Genomic DNA, 17,653 nt, shown 5'->3' on the forward strand with positions numbered 1-17,653 from the left:
AGGCTCCTCTTTATTTGCGGACGGCGCCGAAAGTGATTCCACGTAGCAGATGCTTGCGGAGCATGATCGTGAAGAACACGATGGGTACCAGAAAGAGTGTTGCGCCAGCTGCTACTGCAGGCCAGTCTAGCCCTCCTTCCCCAATGATAGTTGGAATAAAAGGTGGTGCCGTCTGAGCGGTGCCTGAAGTTAGTAAGAGGGCAAAGGCATATTCATTCCAACTGAAGATCAAACAGAAGATCGCAGTTGCGGCTATACCTGTAGTTGCCTGGGGCAAGACCACTTTACGGAAAGACTGGAAACGAGAGTAGCCATCGATCATCGCAGCTTCCTCATATTCCCGTGGAATCTCATCAATAAAGCCCTTCAGAAGCCAGACTGCCAAGGAGATGTTGACAGCCGTATAGAGCAGGATCATTCCTAGGTGCGTGTCTGCCAAACCCAACTTGCGATACATCAGGAAGATGGGAATCGCCACAGCGATTGGCGGCATCATCCGGGTAGAGAGGATGAAAAACATCAGGTCATCTTTGAGCGGGATCTTAAAGCGTGAGAATGCATAGGCCGCCAGGGTTCCCAAGAAGACCGAAAGAAACGTAGAACCGAAGCCAATGATGATAGAATTGAGGAATCGCTGACCAAATTTGGAAGGGCCTGCGATCACCATGCTTCGTGAACGAACCAACTCATCGTACCAGGTTTCTGGAGGCGGCAATGTTTCCATGTACTCTGGAGTTTGCCGAGTTCGGGTAGTGAAGACGTTTACATAGCCTTCCATGGTTGGGGAGAACACCATCTTTGGAGGATAGCTGATCGAATCCGGGGGAGACTTGAAGCCAGTTAGGAAGATCCAAATCAGTGGGATGATGCTGACCAATGCATACACAATGACTAATCCAGCAGCTAATCGCTTGCCCCAGAGCTTTTCGTGTGGAGGTGTGGAACTCATCGTTGCTTCACTGCATTGAGAGCTTTGACGTAGATGTTCGCCACGCCAAAGACCGTCACAAAAAGGATAATGGCAAAAGCTGAAGAGTAGCCAGTCCGCCACTTCTCAAAGGCCTCTCGCTTCAAGTTGATTGAAGCCAGTTCGGTCACTGATCCTGGACCACCGTTGGTCAATTCCACCACGAGGTCAAACATCTTGAAGTTCTCAATTGCTCGAAACAACACGGCCAACATCAAGAAAGGTAGAACCATCGGGACTGTAATCGACCAGAATTGACGCCACTTTGAGGCCCGATCGACTTCTGCTGCCTCATAGATATAATCAGGAATCGAACGCAGCCCAGCCAAGCAAATCAGCATGATGTATGGTGTCCACATCCAGGTATCAACGATCACAATAGACCAGGGTGCCAAATTGACATCCCCCAGCATCTGAAAAGACGAAGGATCTGCACCTGTGAAGAAAGCAATGATGTAATTGAAAAGCCCAATCTGGGGTTGATAGAGAAAGCGCCAGAAATTTCCCACTACTGCCGGCGAAAGCATCATCGGCAGCAAGATCAGCGTGGTCCAGAAAGAGTGTCCTTTGAATTGCTTGTTCAGTAGCCAAGCTAGGCCAAAGCCAAGTAGTACCTGCAGCAGCATCGTCCAAATCAGAAAATGTGCGGTCGTCTGCAAGGTGATCCAGATATCTGCATCACCCAGCACACGCTCGTAGTTCCTGAGCCCAATGAACTTTTCACCGCGGGCAGCACGGTTAGCTTTGTAATTGGTAAAGGACAGTTGGATGGTCCAGATCAACGGGAAAATGTTGATCGCCAACAACAGTAGAATGGTTGGAGTCACAAAGAGCCAGGCAATGGCTCGATCTGATAGTCCTCTTACCTGTCTGACAACGGGCGCAGGTGTAGCAACAGCTGCAGAGGTGACAATTTTTTGGAGTATAGAAGGACGAGACATCGGGCTCCTTTTAAACACAACTGGTCACAGGAATTCACTGTTATTTACAGTTGAATTCCTGTGAATTCATCCTAGAGCTTGCCTTCGTCTTCAAAGGTCTCTGTCCAGTCTTCAATCAGCTTGTCGAGTGCTTCCTGAGCGGTTCCTTGATCAGCCACCACAAAGTCATGCACACGCTTCTGCATCGCCAACAGCAGCTCTGCGTAAGCAGGCTCCTGCCAGAAATCCTGAACTCCGTCCATCGCCTTCAGGAAGTCTGCAGCAAACGGCTGGGTGTTGGCAAAGCCCGGATCCAAAAGAACAGACTTATGGCAGGAGTATCCACCCAATGACCACCACTTCTTCTGAACTTCAGGAGAAGCGAACCACTTGATGTACTCCAAGGCCTGATCTTTGTTCTCGGAGTAGGAAACCACAGAGATTCCCTGCCCACCCAATGTAGAAGCTTCCACTTTTTGACCTGGATTCACGAAGAAACCGATCTTGTCACCGCCAACCACAGGATCTTTGTGGAGCCCGGGGAAGAAGGCGAACCAGTTCATCATCATGGCAACTTGCCCGGACTTGAAAGCATCTAGTCCTTCTTCCATGTAGCTATCGGTGTAGCCTGGAGGAGTACAGCACTTGTAGAGATCCTTGTAGAATTCCAACGCTGCTACAGCGTCTGGTGAATTAACAAAGCCTTCCATGTCATAAGGCTTGTTTGGATTCTGGTACTGGAAACCCCAGGAGTAGAGAGCACCAGTCGCACCCATGGTGATTCCCTCAGATCCACGTTCGGTGAAAATCGCAGCGCCATAGACACGCTTCCCATCGATATCTCGCCCCTGGAAGAACTCACCAATGTCTTTCATCTCTGTCCAGGTCTTTGGCGGCTCCAGATCACGTCCGTACTTAGACTTGAATTCTGAACGTAGTGCTGGCCGTGAGAACCAGTCCTCTCGGTAGACCCAGCCATTGGCATCACCCATCGCTGGCAGAGCCCAGTAGTTGGGGCTTCCTTTTGGCCAGGTGGAGTAGGCGTAAACGGTTGCCGGCAGGAAGTCATCCATTGAAATGCCTTCCTTATCAAAGAAGCTGTTTAGCTTAACATAGTGTCCGTTCTCAGCAGAACCACCAATCCACTGACTGTCTCCAATAAGTAGGTCACAGAGTTTACCGCCGGAGTTCAGTTCGTTTAGCATTCGGTCAGCATAATTGGGCCAGGGCACGAACTCAAAATTCATTTCGATTCCGCTCTGGGCTGTGAAGTCCTTGGACATCTCAACCAAAGCGTTTGCAGGGTCCCACGCTGCCCAGCAAAGAGTGAGGCTTTGGGCTTGAGCCTTCTGGCTTGGCGCTGCCATGACCGTCAGCGCCAGTGTAGCGCCAGCTGCGGTCTGCAGCATTGACTTGATCCATCCCTTTTTCATGATTCCTCTCTTGTTAAGGAGATCCCATCACCCGATCTGAAATGATTCAGGGTGAACAGTTGTCGCTTGTTCCAGGCTCCGGAATCGACTCCGGTCTGTTGCGCAAGGCGCTAAATTAGTAAACTTAAAACTAAACAAAAGAAAGAAAAAAATACGCCGAACACAAATTTCGCACTTGCACAATCAGATATAATGAGGATTGGAAAGGAATAATGTCAGCTGTTTAATGAAGTCCACACTCCACCATTTTTGTGGGAACGCAACACGGCATCAACAAAACGCATCCCTTGTAGACCTTCTTCCAGATCGGGGAAAATTACCTCGTTCAGCTGATTTTTTCCGTTGCGCTTGGCTTCAATTGCATCAGCCACTTCACGATAGATGGTAGCAAATCCTTCGAGGTAGCCCTCTGGATGCCCTGGTGGAATTCTGGTGACCCTTGCAGCAGCACCTGTAAGGCCAGGACCGCCTCGTCCAAGCAAGCGAGAAGGCTCCCCAAGAGGGGAGAACGTTAAATAATTCGGGTTTTCCTGAGACCAACTCAGGCCAGCTTTGTCTCCATAAATCCGCAGACGTAGCCCATTTTCATTACCAGGGGCCACTTGACTAGCCCAAAGCATACCTTTGGCGCCCCCTTCAAAGCGCAGCAACACGTGGACGTTATCATCAAGTTGCCTTCCTTCAACAAAAGAATTCAGGTCTGCCAACACACTCGCCGGTGTTAGTCCCGAGACGAAACAGGCTAGATGGAAGGCATGGGTTCCAATATCTCCAAGACATCCACCTCCTCCGGCCTGATTTGGATCTGTTCGCCAGGAAGCTTGCTTTTGCCCGGTGTCTTCCAACTTTTCGCTCAACCAATCCTGGGGATATTCCGCTTGAACCACCCGAATCTTTCCAAGCTCTCCACTAGCGATGATTTCACGAGCATGTCGAATCAACGGATAACCGCTGTAGTTGTAAGTTACAGCAAAAAGACAACCCTTCTCCTTGACCAGTTCAGATAGTCCCTCCGTATCCGCAAGGTGAGCAGCCAACGGTTTATCACAAATCACATAGATTCCAGCTTCCAGAAAGGCCTTGGCAATCGGGACATGCAGATGGTTTGGAGTAACAATCACGACTGCCTCAATTCCATCAGGACGAGCCGCTTCCTGCTGAGCCATTTCGTGGTAGCTTCCGTAACAACGATCCGCAGCAATTCCAATCGCTTGACCGGAACGCTTTGAACGCTCGGCTTCTGAACTCAAAGCTCCTGCAACCAGCTCAAAACGGTCATCAATGCGAGCTGCAATGCGATGCACTGCTCCAATAAAGGCACCTTCACCACCACCCACCATTCCATAGGGAATGCGGCGGAAGTTCGAATTGGTTTCATATGCTTCAATCGTCATGTAATCCTCTAAAAATTTGTTGTAGTGATGAATAGATTCTTTGATCAGTGGTAGGTTGTCGGAGCCAACAGGCAGTTTGATTCTTCGAGCGAGGATTCAAGCTGGATGGTTGCATGCTCAATCTCAAATTGATCATGCAGATGCTGCTGGATCTGGTGGAGCAAGGAGTTATCCAGTGATTGCTGATGTACCACCAAATGAACGGTCAGTGCGACCTCACTGGTACTCAACGGCCAAACATGAAGATCATGCAGACGGTCTACCTGATCCAAGTTAGCCAGATACTGTCGAATGCCCTGTACATCAATGTTTCGAGGTACTGCATCCAATGCGTAATTCAGGGAATCTTTGAGTAAACCCCAACTGCTGAAAATGATGAAACTAGCCACCAGCAGACAAGGGGCTGGATCAACCCAGGGCAATTCCTGCCAAAGCATTAGCAGGCCACCAAGCATTACCGCCAGTGAGATCCCTGCATCAGCCACCATGTGCAGAGATGCAGCCCGCAAATTGCGGTCATGGTGTTGACCACTCACGAACAGGAGGGCCGTCACTGTATTGACCAGCACTCCAACTCCAGCTACCACAATGATGGTCAAGCTTGTCACCGATTGTGGTGCAAAGAGTCGCTGAAAGGCTTCCCAGCCAAGGGCATCTGTGGCAACCAGAAGCATCAACGAACTCAACAAGGAGGCCATCACAGGGACCTTACGCCACCCGTAAGTTCGATTTGCTGTGGCAGGAGCTTTTGCCAGATAACTTGCTCCCCAGGCAAGCAGTAGTCCTGCAACATCACTCAGGTTATGACCAGCATCTGCCAGTAAAACGAGCGAATCTGAGAGTAACCCGAAAAAGAATTCCACGAACACGAATCCCAAGTTCAGGGTTACCCCAAGCGCAAAAGCTCAGTTGTAATTACCAACATGGTGATCGTGTGCCATTGTGTTTTCAGTAGCCAGACAGCCTTTCAGGTCAATCCCAGCATCCGCTGATTCGCTGCTTCATCAGTTCCACCATCTGCGAAGTCATCAAATGCCTTTTCAGTGACCTCGATGATATGACGTTGAATGAAGGGGGCACCTTCTGCAGCACCATGTTCGGGATGCTTCAGACAGCATTCCCACTCCAGCACTGCCCAGCCTGGAAAGTCGTACTGGGCCATCTTGGAGAAGATCCCTGGGAAATCAACCTGTCCATCCCCGAGAGAACGGAAACGGCCTGCACGGTTGACCCAGGACTGATAACCGCCATAAACTCCTTGTCGACCAGTCGGGTTGAATTCTGCATCCTTGACATGGAAAATCTTGATCATGTCGTGATAGATGTCGATGTGCTCCAAATAGTCTAAGGCTTGCAGGACATAGTGACTGGGATCATAAAGCATTCGACAGCGTGGGTGATTGCCAGTTCGCTCTAGCAGCATTTCAAAGGTCACTCCGTCATGGAGATCTTCACCTGGATGAATTTCGTAGCAAACATCAACTCCGGCATTCTCAAATACATTTAGGATGGGGGTCCAACGCTTGGCCAACTCGTCAAAGGCTGTCTCGACAAGCCCAGAAGGTCGCTGTGGCCAGGGATACATGTAGGGCCACGCCAATGCTCCTGAGAAGGTAGCATGCGCAGTCAGTCCAAGGTGTTGGGAAGCCTGAGCTGCCATAAACAACTGATTGACGGCCCACTCTTGTCTCGCTTGTGGGTTACCACGAACTTCAGGGGCTGCAAACCCGTCGAATGCGTCATCATAAGCTGGATGAACGGCCACGAGTTGGCCTTGTAAGTGCGTGGAGAGTTCAGTGATTTTCAGTCCATAAGAAGCCGCAACACCTGCGACTTCATCACAGTAGGTCTTGGAAGCTGCTGCTTTTTCCAGATCGAAGAGACGCTTGTCCCAACTCGGCACCTGAACTCCTTTGTAGCCGAGACCGGAAACCCACTGACAGATACTGTCAAAGCTGTTGAATGGTGCCTGATCACCCGCAAATTGGGCTAGGAAAATAGCGGGACCTTTGATGGTTTTCATGAGAAACCCCACAGTTGGCGTGATGCAATTTCTTCCCGAAGGATTAAGTCCCCGGGATAGGTTGAGAGGAGAAGCTCACAAGGGAGCAAACGGCCGAATCGTAGCGCTCTGGACGAAGGAAGGCAACGCCCAAATCAGAGCAAACGCTACGATTTGCAATTTTTCCTCAGAAAGAGTTAAAAAATGGATCCGTTAGCCAAGTTGCTGCGCCCCAAAAAACTAGAGGAGGTCTTTGGTCAGGAGCAGATCTTGGCCCATCAACAGGCACTTTTGCAAAAAGGATCCTTCATCCTTTGGGGTCCACCCGGCTGTGGCAAGACCACCATCGCACGGATCATCGGGGAGCAGCCAGGTATTCAATTTTTTGCCATCTCTGCAGTCTATGACGGTGTCGCAGAGTTACGAAAGGTTTTTCATCAGGCCGAGGAAGTATCTCTACTTACTGCAAAATCAATCCTCTTCGTTGATGAAATTCATCGTTTCAATCGAGGTCAGCAAGATGCGCTACTCTCAGTGATTGAGGAAGGACTACTCCGGTTGATCGGGGCCACCACAGAGAATCCCTCATTCTCATTGAATGCCGCCTTGCTCTCGCGCACTCAGGTACTCACTCTCAAGCCACTGGAGGAGGATGCACTTGAATCCCTGCTGAAGCGTGCGGCAGATTACATCAAGCGACCACTTCCGCTCGAGGCAACTGCTCGTGAAAAGTTACTGCAGCTGGCTGATGGAGATGGACGTTACCTACTAAATCTGGCAGAAATTCTCTATGATCAACCAGAAGCCACAACGCTGAACACAGAACAAATGTTGGAGTTAGTGCGCCATCGGGCACCACAGTATGATCGAGCTGGTGATCAGCACTACAATTTGATCTCGGCACTACACAAATCCTTGCGAGCCTCTGATTGTGACTCTGCCCTGTATTGGTTGGCGAGAATGATGATTGGTGGTGAAGACAAGGCCTATATTCTGCGAAGATTGACCAGGATAGCGGTTGAAGATGTTGGGTTGGCGGCCCCTGAAGCAATGGGCCGAGCCTTGGAAGCTTGGAATTGTTATGAGCGATTGGGTAGCCCTGAGGGAGATCTAGCTTTGGTGCAACTTACAATTTTCCTGGCCACTGCCCCTAAATCTAACGCTGCCTATCTGGCTTGGAAACAGGCCCAGCAACTAGCTCAGCAGTATGGTTCGCTCATGCCACCCAAGCACATTTTGAATGCTCCGACGAAGTTGATGCGTGAGGAAGGATACGGTCTGGGCTACCAGTATGATCACGATGATCCAGATGGGTTTTCGGGACAGAATTGCTTTCCGGATGAAATTCCTCGTAAACAATTCTATGCGCCTGTGGAGAGAGGATATGAAAGAGAAATTGCCAAACGCCTAGCTTACTGGCAAAGGCTGCGTGAACGTAAAGCAAATCAGGGCTGAACAATATTGGTGTATGAAACCTATTACAAATACGATTTTTATCCTTGGTTGAATAAACATTGAAACAGTATGGAGAATTCGTCATGACGGTCGAGGTTGGAGTCATCATGGGTAGCAAATCGGACTGGGAAACCATGCGGCACGCCTGTGAGGCTCTCACACAGTTTGATGTGCAATTTGAAAAACGCATTGTTTCAGCTCATCGCACACCTCAATTGATGACAGAATACGCGAATCAGGCTGACAAAAGGGGCCTAAGGATTATCATCGCTGGGGCTGGGGGAGCCGCACATTTGCCAGGAATGGTTGCAGCCCAAACTCTGGTTCCCGTGATCGGGGTTCCTGTCAAATCTTCATCATTGAGCGGATTGGACTCACTTCTTTCCATTGTGCAAATGCCACGTGGAGTTCCTGTCGCCACTGTTGCGATCGGTGAGGCTGGCGCTTTCAATGCTGGTTTGCTCGCTGTCCAGATGCTTGCTGTCTATAAGCAGGATCTGCGCGCTCGCTTGGAGGACTGGCGGAACCAAACCCGTGACACTGTTATAGCGACAGAATTACCATGATAGGCCCAACCATCGGACTACTGGGAGGTGGTCAACTTGGACAAATGCTGATTCTGGCGGGTCTCCCTCTCGGGCTACGCTTTGTCGTTTGGGATCCAGATCCTGAAAGTCCTGCTGGTAAGCTTTCTACCAGACATTTTTGTGAACCTTACGATTCAAGAGAAACCCATAAGGAATTCGCTAGGCTTTCCGACTTGGTCACCTATGAATTCGAGAATATTCCTTATCCACTAGTTGCGGAATTAGAGCAGAAGGTTTCTTTGCCACAGGGCAGCTCCTTGCTATCGACCTGCCAGCATCGCATTCGTGAGAAGCAAACTTTGAAACAGCTTTCAATTGCGACAGCCCCTTTTCAGAGTGTGGCTTCTACTCGAGCATTAGAAGAATGCTTCCAGCAATGGCAGACCCCCATTCTGCTCAAGACCTGTATGGGCGGCTATGACGGCAAAGGCCAAAGGAAGGTGGATAAAGTAGCTGATGCAGAGGCTGCTTTTCAGGACTTACAAGGTGACCAACGAGAGTTGATTGCTGAAGGTTGGCTACCTTTTGAGCGAGAGATCTCATCGCTAGTTGCTCGATCGACCACGGGTGAAATTCATTGTTTTCCAGTTGTGGAAAATGTTCACGAGGCAGGGATTCTGGCAAGTTCACTGGTGCCTGCCCGGATTAGTGAAGACTTGAATCGAAAAGCACAGGACATTACAACTCAAATCGCTCAGGGCTTGCAACTACACGGCATGCTTGCCATCGAGATGTTCGTGATGCCAGATGGCCAATTATTGGTCAATGAACTCGCTCCAAGACCACATAATTCCGGACATTACACTCAGGATGGCACTAATGTTTGCCAATTTGAGCAGCACCTCAGAGCTATCTGTGGCTGGCCTCTCAGAGAACCAAAGTTACACTCTCCAACGGTTATGTTGAACCTGCTTGGTGAGCACATCTCAGCTCTTCAAGCCTGGCATCTTGGTCTGCCAGCTGAAGCACATCTACACTGGTATGGAAAAGCCGAAGCACGACCCGGACGTAAAATGGCTCACCTCAATCTTTGTGCGGCGTCCTTGGACGAAGCGTTGGAAGAGTTAGAAAAGTGGAAGCTCCGCTCTCCTCCCAAGGGAATTTACACCTGATAAAGACCTTGACTTGCCATGCAAACTTCAACGGAATGAATGAAATAGCATTCTACCCGGACACCCCAAATTTTCCGGTTCTTCCGCACTCTTACTCAGCGTATTGAGGTTCCATGTCCGCTTCTGGCTCTTTTCCCTCCAATCCCAGCAACAGCATCATTGTACGGCTTAAAATCACTAACAAGATCGGCATGTTGGCCAAGATCACTAACATCATTTCCGAAATGGGTGGCAATCTGGATGCGATCGATATCGTCAGACCGACCTCCGATGCTCTAGTGCGGGACATCAGCATCTTTACCCATAGTGAAGATCATGGATCAAAAATTGTGGAAGCGCTCAAGCAATTGGAGAACGTAGAGTTCATTCGATTCTACGATCGAACGTTTCTCGTTCATGAAGGTGGAAAACTATCCGTTGAGAGTCGATTACCCCTGAAGTCACGCAACGATTTGTCTCTCGCTTACACTCCGGGAGTCGCACGTGTCTGCATGGCCTTACATCGCAATCCCGAGGACACTTATCGCTACACCATCAAGGGGAATTGTGTGGCAGTCGTAACGGATGGGACCGCAGTGCTTGGACTCGGAAACATCGGCCCAAAAGCTGCGATGCCCGTGATGGAAGGTAAGGCGATGCTGTTTAAGGAATTTGCAGGAATTGACGCATGGCCCATCTGCCTGGACACACAAGATACCGAGGAGATCATCCGGATCGTCAAAGCGTTGGCTCCTGGTCTTGGCGGTGTTAACTTGGAAGACATCGCGGCTCCTCGCTGCTTCGAAATCGAAAAGCGGCTCAAGGAAGAGTTGGATATCCCTGTCTTTCACGATGATCAGCATGGGACTGCCGTCGTCACCACAGCAGCCTTGATCAATGCTCTGAAGTTAGTCAGCAAAAAAGCGGAAAGCCTCAAGGTGGTTGTTTCAGGCGCAGGGGCTGCTGGTACGGCCTGCACCAAGATGATGATGCTGATGGGAATTACCAATATTGTTTGTTGTGACAGCAAAGGGGCCTTACACAATGGACGCACTAACCTCAATGCTGACAAACAGTGGCTTGTTGATCATACCAACCCCGATGGGGAGGCTGGATCTTTGAAAGATGTAATTCGTGGAGCAGACGTATTTGTCGGAGTATCGCAACCCAATCTGCTGGATGAGCAGGATCTACAGAACATGGCAAAAGCCCCGATTGTCTTTGCGATGGCCAATCCCGATCCTGAAATCATGCCGGAAATTGCACAACCCTATGTCGCTGTAATGGCGACCGGTCGCAGCGACTATCCGAACCAGATCAATAATGTGCTCTGTTTCCCGGGCATCTTCCGTGGTGCGATTGACTCCCGTTCATCCATCATCAATGAAGAGATGAAGATGGCGGCAGCTGAAGCAATCGCTCATAGTATTGATGAGAATCATTTAGCTCCTGACTATATAATTCCTAGTGTATTTGATCAGACTGTTGTACCTGCAGTGTCTGAAGCTGTTCAACAGGCTGCTATCGATACTGGAGTCGCTCGACGGGAAAAAATTGTCAGAATGACTCCCAGTAGTTCAAAACAAGATGGAGAATGAAGGACCGCCAGAAACTAACTGACAAAGCCTATCAGAGGTTGATTCGACCGTTTCTCTTCCGTCAGGATCCAGAAGAGATCCATGAATTGACCCTGACTTGGCTCGAGCAGGCAGAGCGTTTTGGAAGTCCGCATCTTTACAAACTCTTCTATCCACCTGTTCCAGACCTACATCGCCTAAAAATGGAGTGCTTCGGTCTGGAATTTCCTAACCCTGTTGGGATCGCAGCTGGTTTAGATAAAAACGCCAAAGTTTACAACTCACTACTTTCCTTCGGCTTTGGCTTCGTGGAATGCGGGACCATTACGCCTCGACCCCAACCTGGAAATGAGCGTCCACGAATCTTCCGTCTATTGAAAGATGAGGCACTGATCAACCGTCTGGGTTTCAACAACCAAGGTCAGGATGCCTTGCTCCAACGTCTACATCAAAGACCAAAGCAAGGCATTGTTGGAATCAACCTTGGCAAAAACAAAGACACTCCCAACGAAAAAGCAGCTGAGGATTACCAACGACTCCTGACTGCTGTTTGGCACACTGCCAGTTACGTTGTAGTCAACATCAGCTCGCCCAATACTCCAAACCTCCGTAAATTACAGGAAAAAACTGCTCTCCAACGACTGCTTGATTACTTGTTTCAGACTGCCCAAGAGTTACAGTTACAACATCCTCGGCAGCTCCCAATCTTACTTAAAATTGCTCCTGATCTGAGTGATGAGGCCCTTCGCGATCTCCTAGAAGTTGTCCACCAATTTCCTCTAGCTGGCTTGATCGCCACCAACACGACTCTTGAACGTAATCAATTACGCTCTTCTCATGCTCATCAAACAGGAGGATTGAGTGGACGTCCCTTACATACGTTGTCGACTCAGATCCTCTCGAAACTTTATCAGGAGCTTCAAGGAAAGCTTCTACTGATTGGTGTCGGTGGAATCACAGACGGTAAAAGCGCCTACGACAAGATCAAAGCTGGGGCCACTCTGCTACAGGTCTACACAGGGCTTGTTTACCAAGGCCCTGGTCTAGCCAATCAAATCTGCCGAGAACTGCTGACACATCTGAACAAAGATGGTTACGCTCACCTTTCGGACGCAATTGGGGCGGATCATCGCTCCTAGCTACTACCAATTCCTAAAAATCTGATTGCTCTTTTAATCAATTACTGTATTGCTACGTTCTCGTGCTGGGTGCCGCGCTTGCGGAGAATAGGGAATCCGGTGAAATCCCGGAGCTGTCCTCGCAACTGTGAAGGGTGTATCTCACAACCGTTAGCCACTGCAAAAGCGGGAAGGCGTTGTGAACTTGCCCTGAGCCAGGAGACCTGCCCATCACACGTTCAGATTCAGGCGAGGAACCTGAGAGGCTGACGATTTCTAGTCGATCTGCAGAACAACCAATTCTAGCTGATCTCCATCCGTCCTATCGTCCCAACCTCTCATCTTCCCGTCTTTCGTATTCTCCAGATCAAGGTAACGCATTTGCGGATTCTGGTCACTGGTGGTGTTAAGAGTGGAAAGTCGCGCTTGGCCGAAAAACTGGCGCTCTCAATTCCTACAACAGAACTACCGATCTACCTAGCAACGACTGAATTCACCGAAGATCCAGAGCTACAACAACGTATTGCTCTTCACCAGCAACAGCGAGTGGAGCGTTTTGTCACAATTGAGGAGGGCCTGTGGTTACAACAGAAGCTCCCAAAGGAACCTCGGATCGTACTGGTGGAGTGTCTGACCATGTGGCTGAACAATCTGCTGCACCATGGCCACGATGAAGAGCGGGCCTTCTCGGAACTGGAGGCTCTCTGGAACAGCCCTCATCAATTTGTGCTGGTACTCAATGAAGTAGGCTTGGGAATCGTTCCAACTAATCCCCTAGCCAGGCGCTTTGCTGATCTCTCCGGAAGAGTAGGCCAATGGTTGGGGGAACGTTGTGATCAGGTTTTCTTTTGTGCAGCTGGTCTTCCACTACAACTCAAGTAATTGAATAAGCATGTCAGAAGGAACGGACGATTTTGGGTTGGTGATCGCAGGACACGGTAGTCGAGATGCCGATGGTACCAGGGAGTTTGAAGAAGCCCTGATGCTTCTCAAGCAACGTCAGCCAGATCGAGTCATCACGCACGGGTTCCTCGAGTTCGCAACTCCTACAATTGATGAGGCCTTACGCGAAAATGTCCGCATGGGTTCTCGCAAGATTGTGATGGTGCCCGGAATCCTCTTTGCCGCCAGTCACGGCAAGAACGATATGCCTGTTGAACTACTGAGCGTGAAGCCAGAATTTCCGGAAGTTAAATTCCACTACGGTGGACCGATGGGAATTCATCCGCTGCTGCTAAAACTGTTTCAAGAGCGAATCATCAGTGCTGAAGCACAATCTGCCCGGATGATCCCTCGGCATGAATCGCTACTTGTCGTTGTCGGGCGTGGGACCACCGATCCAGATGTGAATTCCAATGTAAATAAGCTAGCACGTATGGTTGAGGAGGGGATGGGTTTTGGGAGTTCCTATGTTTGCTACTCTGGAACTGCAAAGCCGCTAGTTGCTGATGGAATTGCCAGAGCAGCACAAATGGGCTATCGGCGTGTCATAGTGATACCCTATTTCCTGTTCACTGGTATCCTGATCAAGCGGATTTATGGCGCTATCGATGAGGTTCAGCCAAAATTTCCTGATGTAGAAGTTCTCAAAGCAGGCTATCTGGGAGTTCATCCTCATGTGACAGATGTTTGGGTCGAGAAAGCTCGGGAAGCGTTGGTTGGCATCAATTCCTCCAACTGCAGTCTCTGTAAGTACCGTACCCAGATCGTGGGTTACGAAGCTGAGGTTGGCAAGGTACAGGAAGCCCACCACCATCATGTGCGGGGGATCCTGGGAGACTCGCACACTCACCACCACGAAACTGAAGGAGCACACTCCCACTCCCATCCACACACGCATCATCAGCACGATCACCCTGCGGATGTGGGCCATACTCATGGACACTCGCATCACCAAGAGCACTCGCATGTTCATGAGCACAAATCTGCCGTAAAGCTCTCCAGCGCCTATGTTCCACATCCGATTGAGGCAGAGAGCTTCCAACTGATCGAAGCGAACTACGACTGGATTGCCTACAGTTCCGGGGTCAAGGCCATCCTGCAGCGACTCGTGCATACTAGCGGAGACTTTGTAATCGTCGAAGATATCTTCTTCTCTCCAACTGCGATTCAGCATGGTGTTCAGGCGCTGCTAGATGGAGCTATCATTGTAACAGATGTAACCATGGTGCAGAGTGGTCTAAAACGCAGCTTGCTCTCCAGCCTGGAATTGACTACCAGTTGTTTGGTGCATGATCCAGAGACACACTTATTGGCTGAAGCCTCTGGACTGACACGCTCTGCCGCAGGAATTCGCAGGGCTTTTCTTCAGCACAAAAATGAACCAATCATCCTGGCGATTGGTGACGCACCAACAGCGATTCGTGAAGCTTTGCGGCTGATTCAGCAGGAACAGTGGCAACCGAAGTTAGTGATTGGTTTGCCGGTTGGTTTTGTCGGAACTCGTGAGTCCAAGCAGGAGCTTCAAGAATGCCAACTTGTCCCTAGAATCACCAACCAAGGGACCCGAGGAGGATCAAATTGGGCCGCAGCTGTCGTCAACGCGCTGATGATTCAGGCATGGAACCAGAAATTCCCCGGACCACACAAAAAAGAATTGAATTCGATCTCAGTGTCCCAGCCCCTAATGGTCTACGACGAGGCTTGACGACAGGCACTTGTGCTACGGCTGCCACGCAAGCCGCACTGCGACTGTGGCTAGGAGAACCCATATCCCAGGAGGTAAAGGTCGATCTTCCGGAGGGGCATTACTTCGTACGTGTACCAATCGAGCGAGTCCAACAACTCACGGACGTGTGCACCGAAGCCAGCGTGATCAAGGACGCCGGTGACGATCCCGACGTAACCCACGGCAGTCGAATCAGGGTTCAACTCAAAGCTGAGGGGACTGGAATCCACTTCCGTGCAGGAAGTGGCGTAGGAACGATCACCAAACCAGGTTTTTCCTTGCCCGTCGGAGAGCCTGCGATCAATCCGGTCCCCAGGCAGATGATGATTCAGACCATTTTGGAGACACTGGAGGCCTACCCGCAGCACCGCTCGCAAGGCTTCACAGTAATGGTTGGTATTGACGAAGGCGAGCAACTGGCAGCCAAGACCTACAATCCGCGCCTTGGTATCGTTGGTGGTCTTTCAGTGCTTGGAACCAAGGGAATCGTTGAACCAAAGTCTTTAGCTTCGTGGCTAGCATCCATCGAACTCTATGTGCGCATTGCCCTCGCTGACGATGCTAAGGCAGTTGTACTGGCACCCGGAAACATTGGACAACTGGTAGCAGAACAGCAGCTAGGACTCACTTCCGAAAGAGTCGTGCCGATGGCTAACTTTGTCGGCTTTGCGCTGAATACTGTTGATCAGGAACTTGGCAATCACCATCGTAAACTTGAGCAGCTTTGGTTGGTCGGACACCCAGGAAAGCTCGCTAAAATTTTGGAAAATCAATGGGATACGCATTCTGGAGTTAGCCCGATGGCGATGCAGGGAATTCTTGAATTGGCTAAAGTTTTTGGGATGAAGCCGAGTCTGCTTGAGAAGTGTAAGGACGCAACGACGGTGGAAGGGATCATTCAGCAGTTCGGCAAAACTCCGGAAAGTTCTCGGTTCTGGAAACTGGTCGAGCAACGCATCACTGAGAAGGTCCAGTCTCGACTTCAACACGTACTGGAAGTCCAGACCCTACTGTTTGACATGCACCGAAATCCCTTGGGCTTGCCGATGACCCAGAGCTACGAATGACTGAAAGCAAACCGATGGGTCGATTTGTTGGAATCGGTGTGGGGCCCGGTCCAGCCCGACTGCTCAGCGTCGCTGCCTGGGAGGAATTGCAATGTTGCGATTTGATCTGCTATCCCCGGGCGACCTCTCACGAATCCTCGGCAGCTTTACATGCTCTAGAAGGTTTGGAACTTCCTCAAGCTGAGTGGCGAGAGATCTCCTTCGAAATGAGTTCGGATCGAGATCGCTTACGAAAATATTATAGGGGATTGGCGCTGAGTCTGCGTGGTGAGTTGCAGTTGGGCCGTCAGGTGGGATATCTGACGCTGGGAGATTCGATGACCTATTCGACTTATGGCTATCTAATTACCGCCCTACGCGAAATCTATCCGCAGCTCCGACATCAAACCTATGCTGGTATCACTAGCTTCGCTGCGATTGCTGCACACTTCGATTGGCCTCTTGGTGAAGGCAAGGAACGAGTGTTGTTGCTTCCTTGTCCAGAGGAAATGTCGGCCCTACGAGCGGATATTCTGACGCATGACTTGGTTGTTCTGATGAAAATCGGACGACGCCTACCCCAAGTGCTTGCTCTGCTTGAAGAATTGGGAATTACTGAAAGCTGTGTATTTGCCCAGAGACTGGGTTTTGCGGAAGAACGAACGAGCTGTGGCTTGGCTGACCTGCCCAGAGACGCAGAGACAGGCTACCTCTCAACCATGCTGATCCGCAGAGAGGCACATCAGCCACGTCATCGACTGCCAACTCGCCCTCTTAGAGAAACTTTGTCTGAGCCAACTGGATGAAAGTCTATTTTATTGGTGCTGGGCCTGGTGCCGCTGATCTGATCACAGTCCGGGGTGCAGAAATTCTGCGTCGTGCGGATCTCGTGCTTTATGCTGGCTCGTTAGTTAGCGATGACATCCTGCAGTACTGCCGAGAAGAAACAACCTGCGTCAACACTGCTGGTCTTCATTTGGAGCAGCAGTTGGAGTGGTATTGCCAAGCCCAGCAGCACGACTGGCTAGTAGCTCGCGTACACTCTGGTGATCCAGCTATCTATGGAGCTACGGCCGAACAGATGCGTCATTTACGAGAACGGGGAGTGGACTTCGAAATTGTCCCAGGCGTCTCTTCCTTCACCGCTGCTGCAGCCTGTTTTGGAGCAGAGTTGACCAAGCCCTCGGTAGCCCAATCGATCATCCTGACGCGCACTACCGGTAGAGCCTCTGGAGTACCCGAGCGTGAAGCGCTAGTGGAGTTAGCAGCCCATCAAACAACACTCTGCATCTTTCTGTCTGGGCCTCATCTGGACTCAATGGTTGCAGATCTACGCCAGCACTATCCTGACAACACACCGATCTGGCTGATCCAGAAGGCCACGTGGCCCCAGGA

Annotated in this window: 15 protein-coding genes, 1 pseudogene and 1 riboswitch; of the genes and pseudogenes, 10 read left to right on the forward strand and 6 right to left on the reverse strand. The window is 50.3% G+C overall.

Annotation, left to right across the window (positions count from 1 at the left end):
• Positions 1–10: 10 nt before the first annotated feature.
• From P8O70_07260 to P8O70_07285, 6 genes and pseudogenes are all read right to left on the reverse strand, one after another.
• Positions 11–949: a carbohydrate ABC transporter permease gene (locus tag P8O70_07260; GenBank protein ID MDG2196676.1), complete on the reverse strand. Its 939-nt coding sequence runs from the start codon at positions 947–949 to the stop codon at positions 11–13.
• Entirely contained in the window at positions 946–1,908 is a 963-nt protein-coding gene (locus tag P8O70_07265) for a sugar ABC transporter permease (protein MDG2196677.1), read from the reverse strand. The genes P8O70_07260 and P8O70_07265 overlap by 4 nt, the downstream gene beginning before the upstream one ends.
• Before the next feature lie 71 nt (positions 1,909–1,979).
• Positions 1,980–3,254: an extracellular solute-binding protein gene (locus P8O70_07270; protein ID MDG2196678.1), complete on the reverse strand. Its 1,275-nt coding sequence runs from the start codon at positions 3,252–3,254 to the stop codon at positions 1,980–1,982.
• A 281-nt stretch (positions 3,255–3,535) separates the two neighbouring features.
• Positions 3,536–4,714 carry a Gfo/Idh/MocA family oxidoreductase gene (locus P8O70_07275; GenBank protein ID MDG2196679.1) on the reverse strand — a complete coding sequence of 393 codons (1,179 nt, stop codon included), beginning with the start codon at positions 4,712–4,714 and terminating at the stop codon, positions 3,536–3,538.
• 44 nt (positions 4,715–4,758) lie between these two features.
• Positions 4,759–5,655: pseudogene (locus P8O70_07280) on the reverse strand (cation diffusion facilitator family transporter).
• Positions 5,656–5,681: 26 nt separating this feature from the next.
• Entirely contained in the window at positions 5,682–6,737 is a 1,056-nt protein-coding gene (locus tag P8O70_07285; protein MDG2196680.1) for a sugar phosphate isomerase/epimerase, read from the reverse strand.
• 183 nt (positions 6,738–6,920) lie between these two features.
• Between P8O70_07285 and P8O70_07290 the strand changes: the two genes are divergently transcribed.
• The 10 genes from P8O70_07290 to cobM all read left to right on the forward strand — a co-directional run.
• Entirely contained in the window at positions 6,921–8,171 is a 1,251-nt protein-coding gene (locus P8O70_07290) for a replication-associated recombination protein A (protein ID MDG2196681.1), read from the forward strand.
• 83 nt (positions 8,172–8,254) lie between these two features.
• Entirely contained in the window at positions 8,255–8,737 is a 483-nt protein-coding gene (gene purE, locus P8O70_07295; GenBank protein MDG2196682.1) for a 5-(carboxyamino)imidazole ribonucleotide mutase, read from the forward strand.
• Entirely contained in the window at positions 8,734–9,870 is a 1,137-nt protein-coding gene (gene purK, locus P8O70_07300; GenBank protein MDG2196683.1) for a 5-(carboxyamino)imidazole ribonucleotide synthase, read from the forward strand. The genes purE and purK overlap by 4 nt, the downstream gene beginning before the upstream one ends.
• 113 nt (positions 9,871–9,983) lie before the next feature.
• Positions 9,984–11,447, forward strand: a complete 1,464-nt coding sequence (locus tag P8O70_07305; protein ID MDG2196684.1) for a malic enzyme-like NAD(P)-binding protein — start codon at positions 9,984–9,986, stop codon at positions 11,445–11,447.
• Positions 11,444–12,565, forward strand: a complete 1,122-nt coding sequence (locus tag P8O70_07310) for a quinone-dependent dihydroorotate dehydrogenase (protein MDG2196685.1) — start codon at positions 11,444–11,446, stop codon at positions 12,563–12,565. The genes P8O70_07305 and P8O70_07310 overlap by 4 nt, the downstream gene beginning before the upstream one ends.
• Before the next feature lie 50 nt (positions 12,566–12,615).
• Positions 12,616–12,791: riboswitch (cobalamin riboswitch) on the forward strand.
• Positions 12,792–12,925: 134 nt separating this feature from the next.
• Entirely contained in the window at positions 12,926–13,426 is a 501-nt protein-coding gene (locus tag P8O70_07315) for a bifunctional adenosylcobinamide kinase/adenosylcobinamide-phosphate guanylyltransferase (protein MDG2196686.1), read from the forward strand.
• A 10-nt stretch (positions 13,427–13,436) separates the two neighbouring features.
• A complete protein-coding gene (locus P8O70_07320) occupies positions 13,437–15,191 on the forward strand; it encodes a precorrin-8X methylmutase (GenBank protein MDG2196687.1) in 1,755 nt (584 codons plus the stop codon).
• Positions 15,104–16,279, forward strand: a complete 1,176-nt coding sequence (gene cbiD, locus P8O70_07325) for a cobalt-precorrin-5B (C(1))-methyltransferase CbiD (GenBank protein ID MDG2196688.1) — start codon at positions 15,104–15,106, stop codon at positions 16,277–16,279. The genes P8O70_07320 and cbiD overlap by 88 nt, the downstream gene beginning before the upstream one ends.
• Positions 16,276–17,064, forward strand: a complete 789-nt coding sequence (gene cobI / locus P8O70_07330) for a precorrin-2 C(20)-methyltransferase (GenBank protein MDG2196689.1) — start codon at positions 16,276–16,278, stop codon at positions 17,062–17,064. Before cbiD ends, cobI begins: the two co-directional genes overlap by 4 nt.
• Positions 17,061–17,653, forward strand: a 593-nt coding sequence (cobM, locus tag P8O70_07335; protein MDG2196690.1) for a precorrin-4 C(11)-methyltransferase, incomplete at its 3' end; no start/stop codon positions are given. The genes cobI and cobM, both read left to right, overlap by 4 nt.

It is taken from the genome of SAR324 cluster bacterium (genome assembly GCA_029245725.1).
GTDB lineage: Bacteria > SAR324 > SAR324 > SAR324 > NAC60-12 > JCVI-SCAAA005.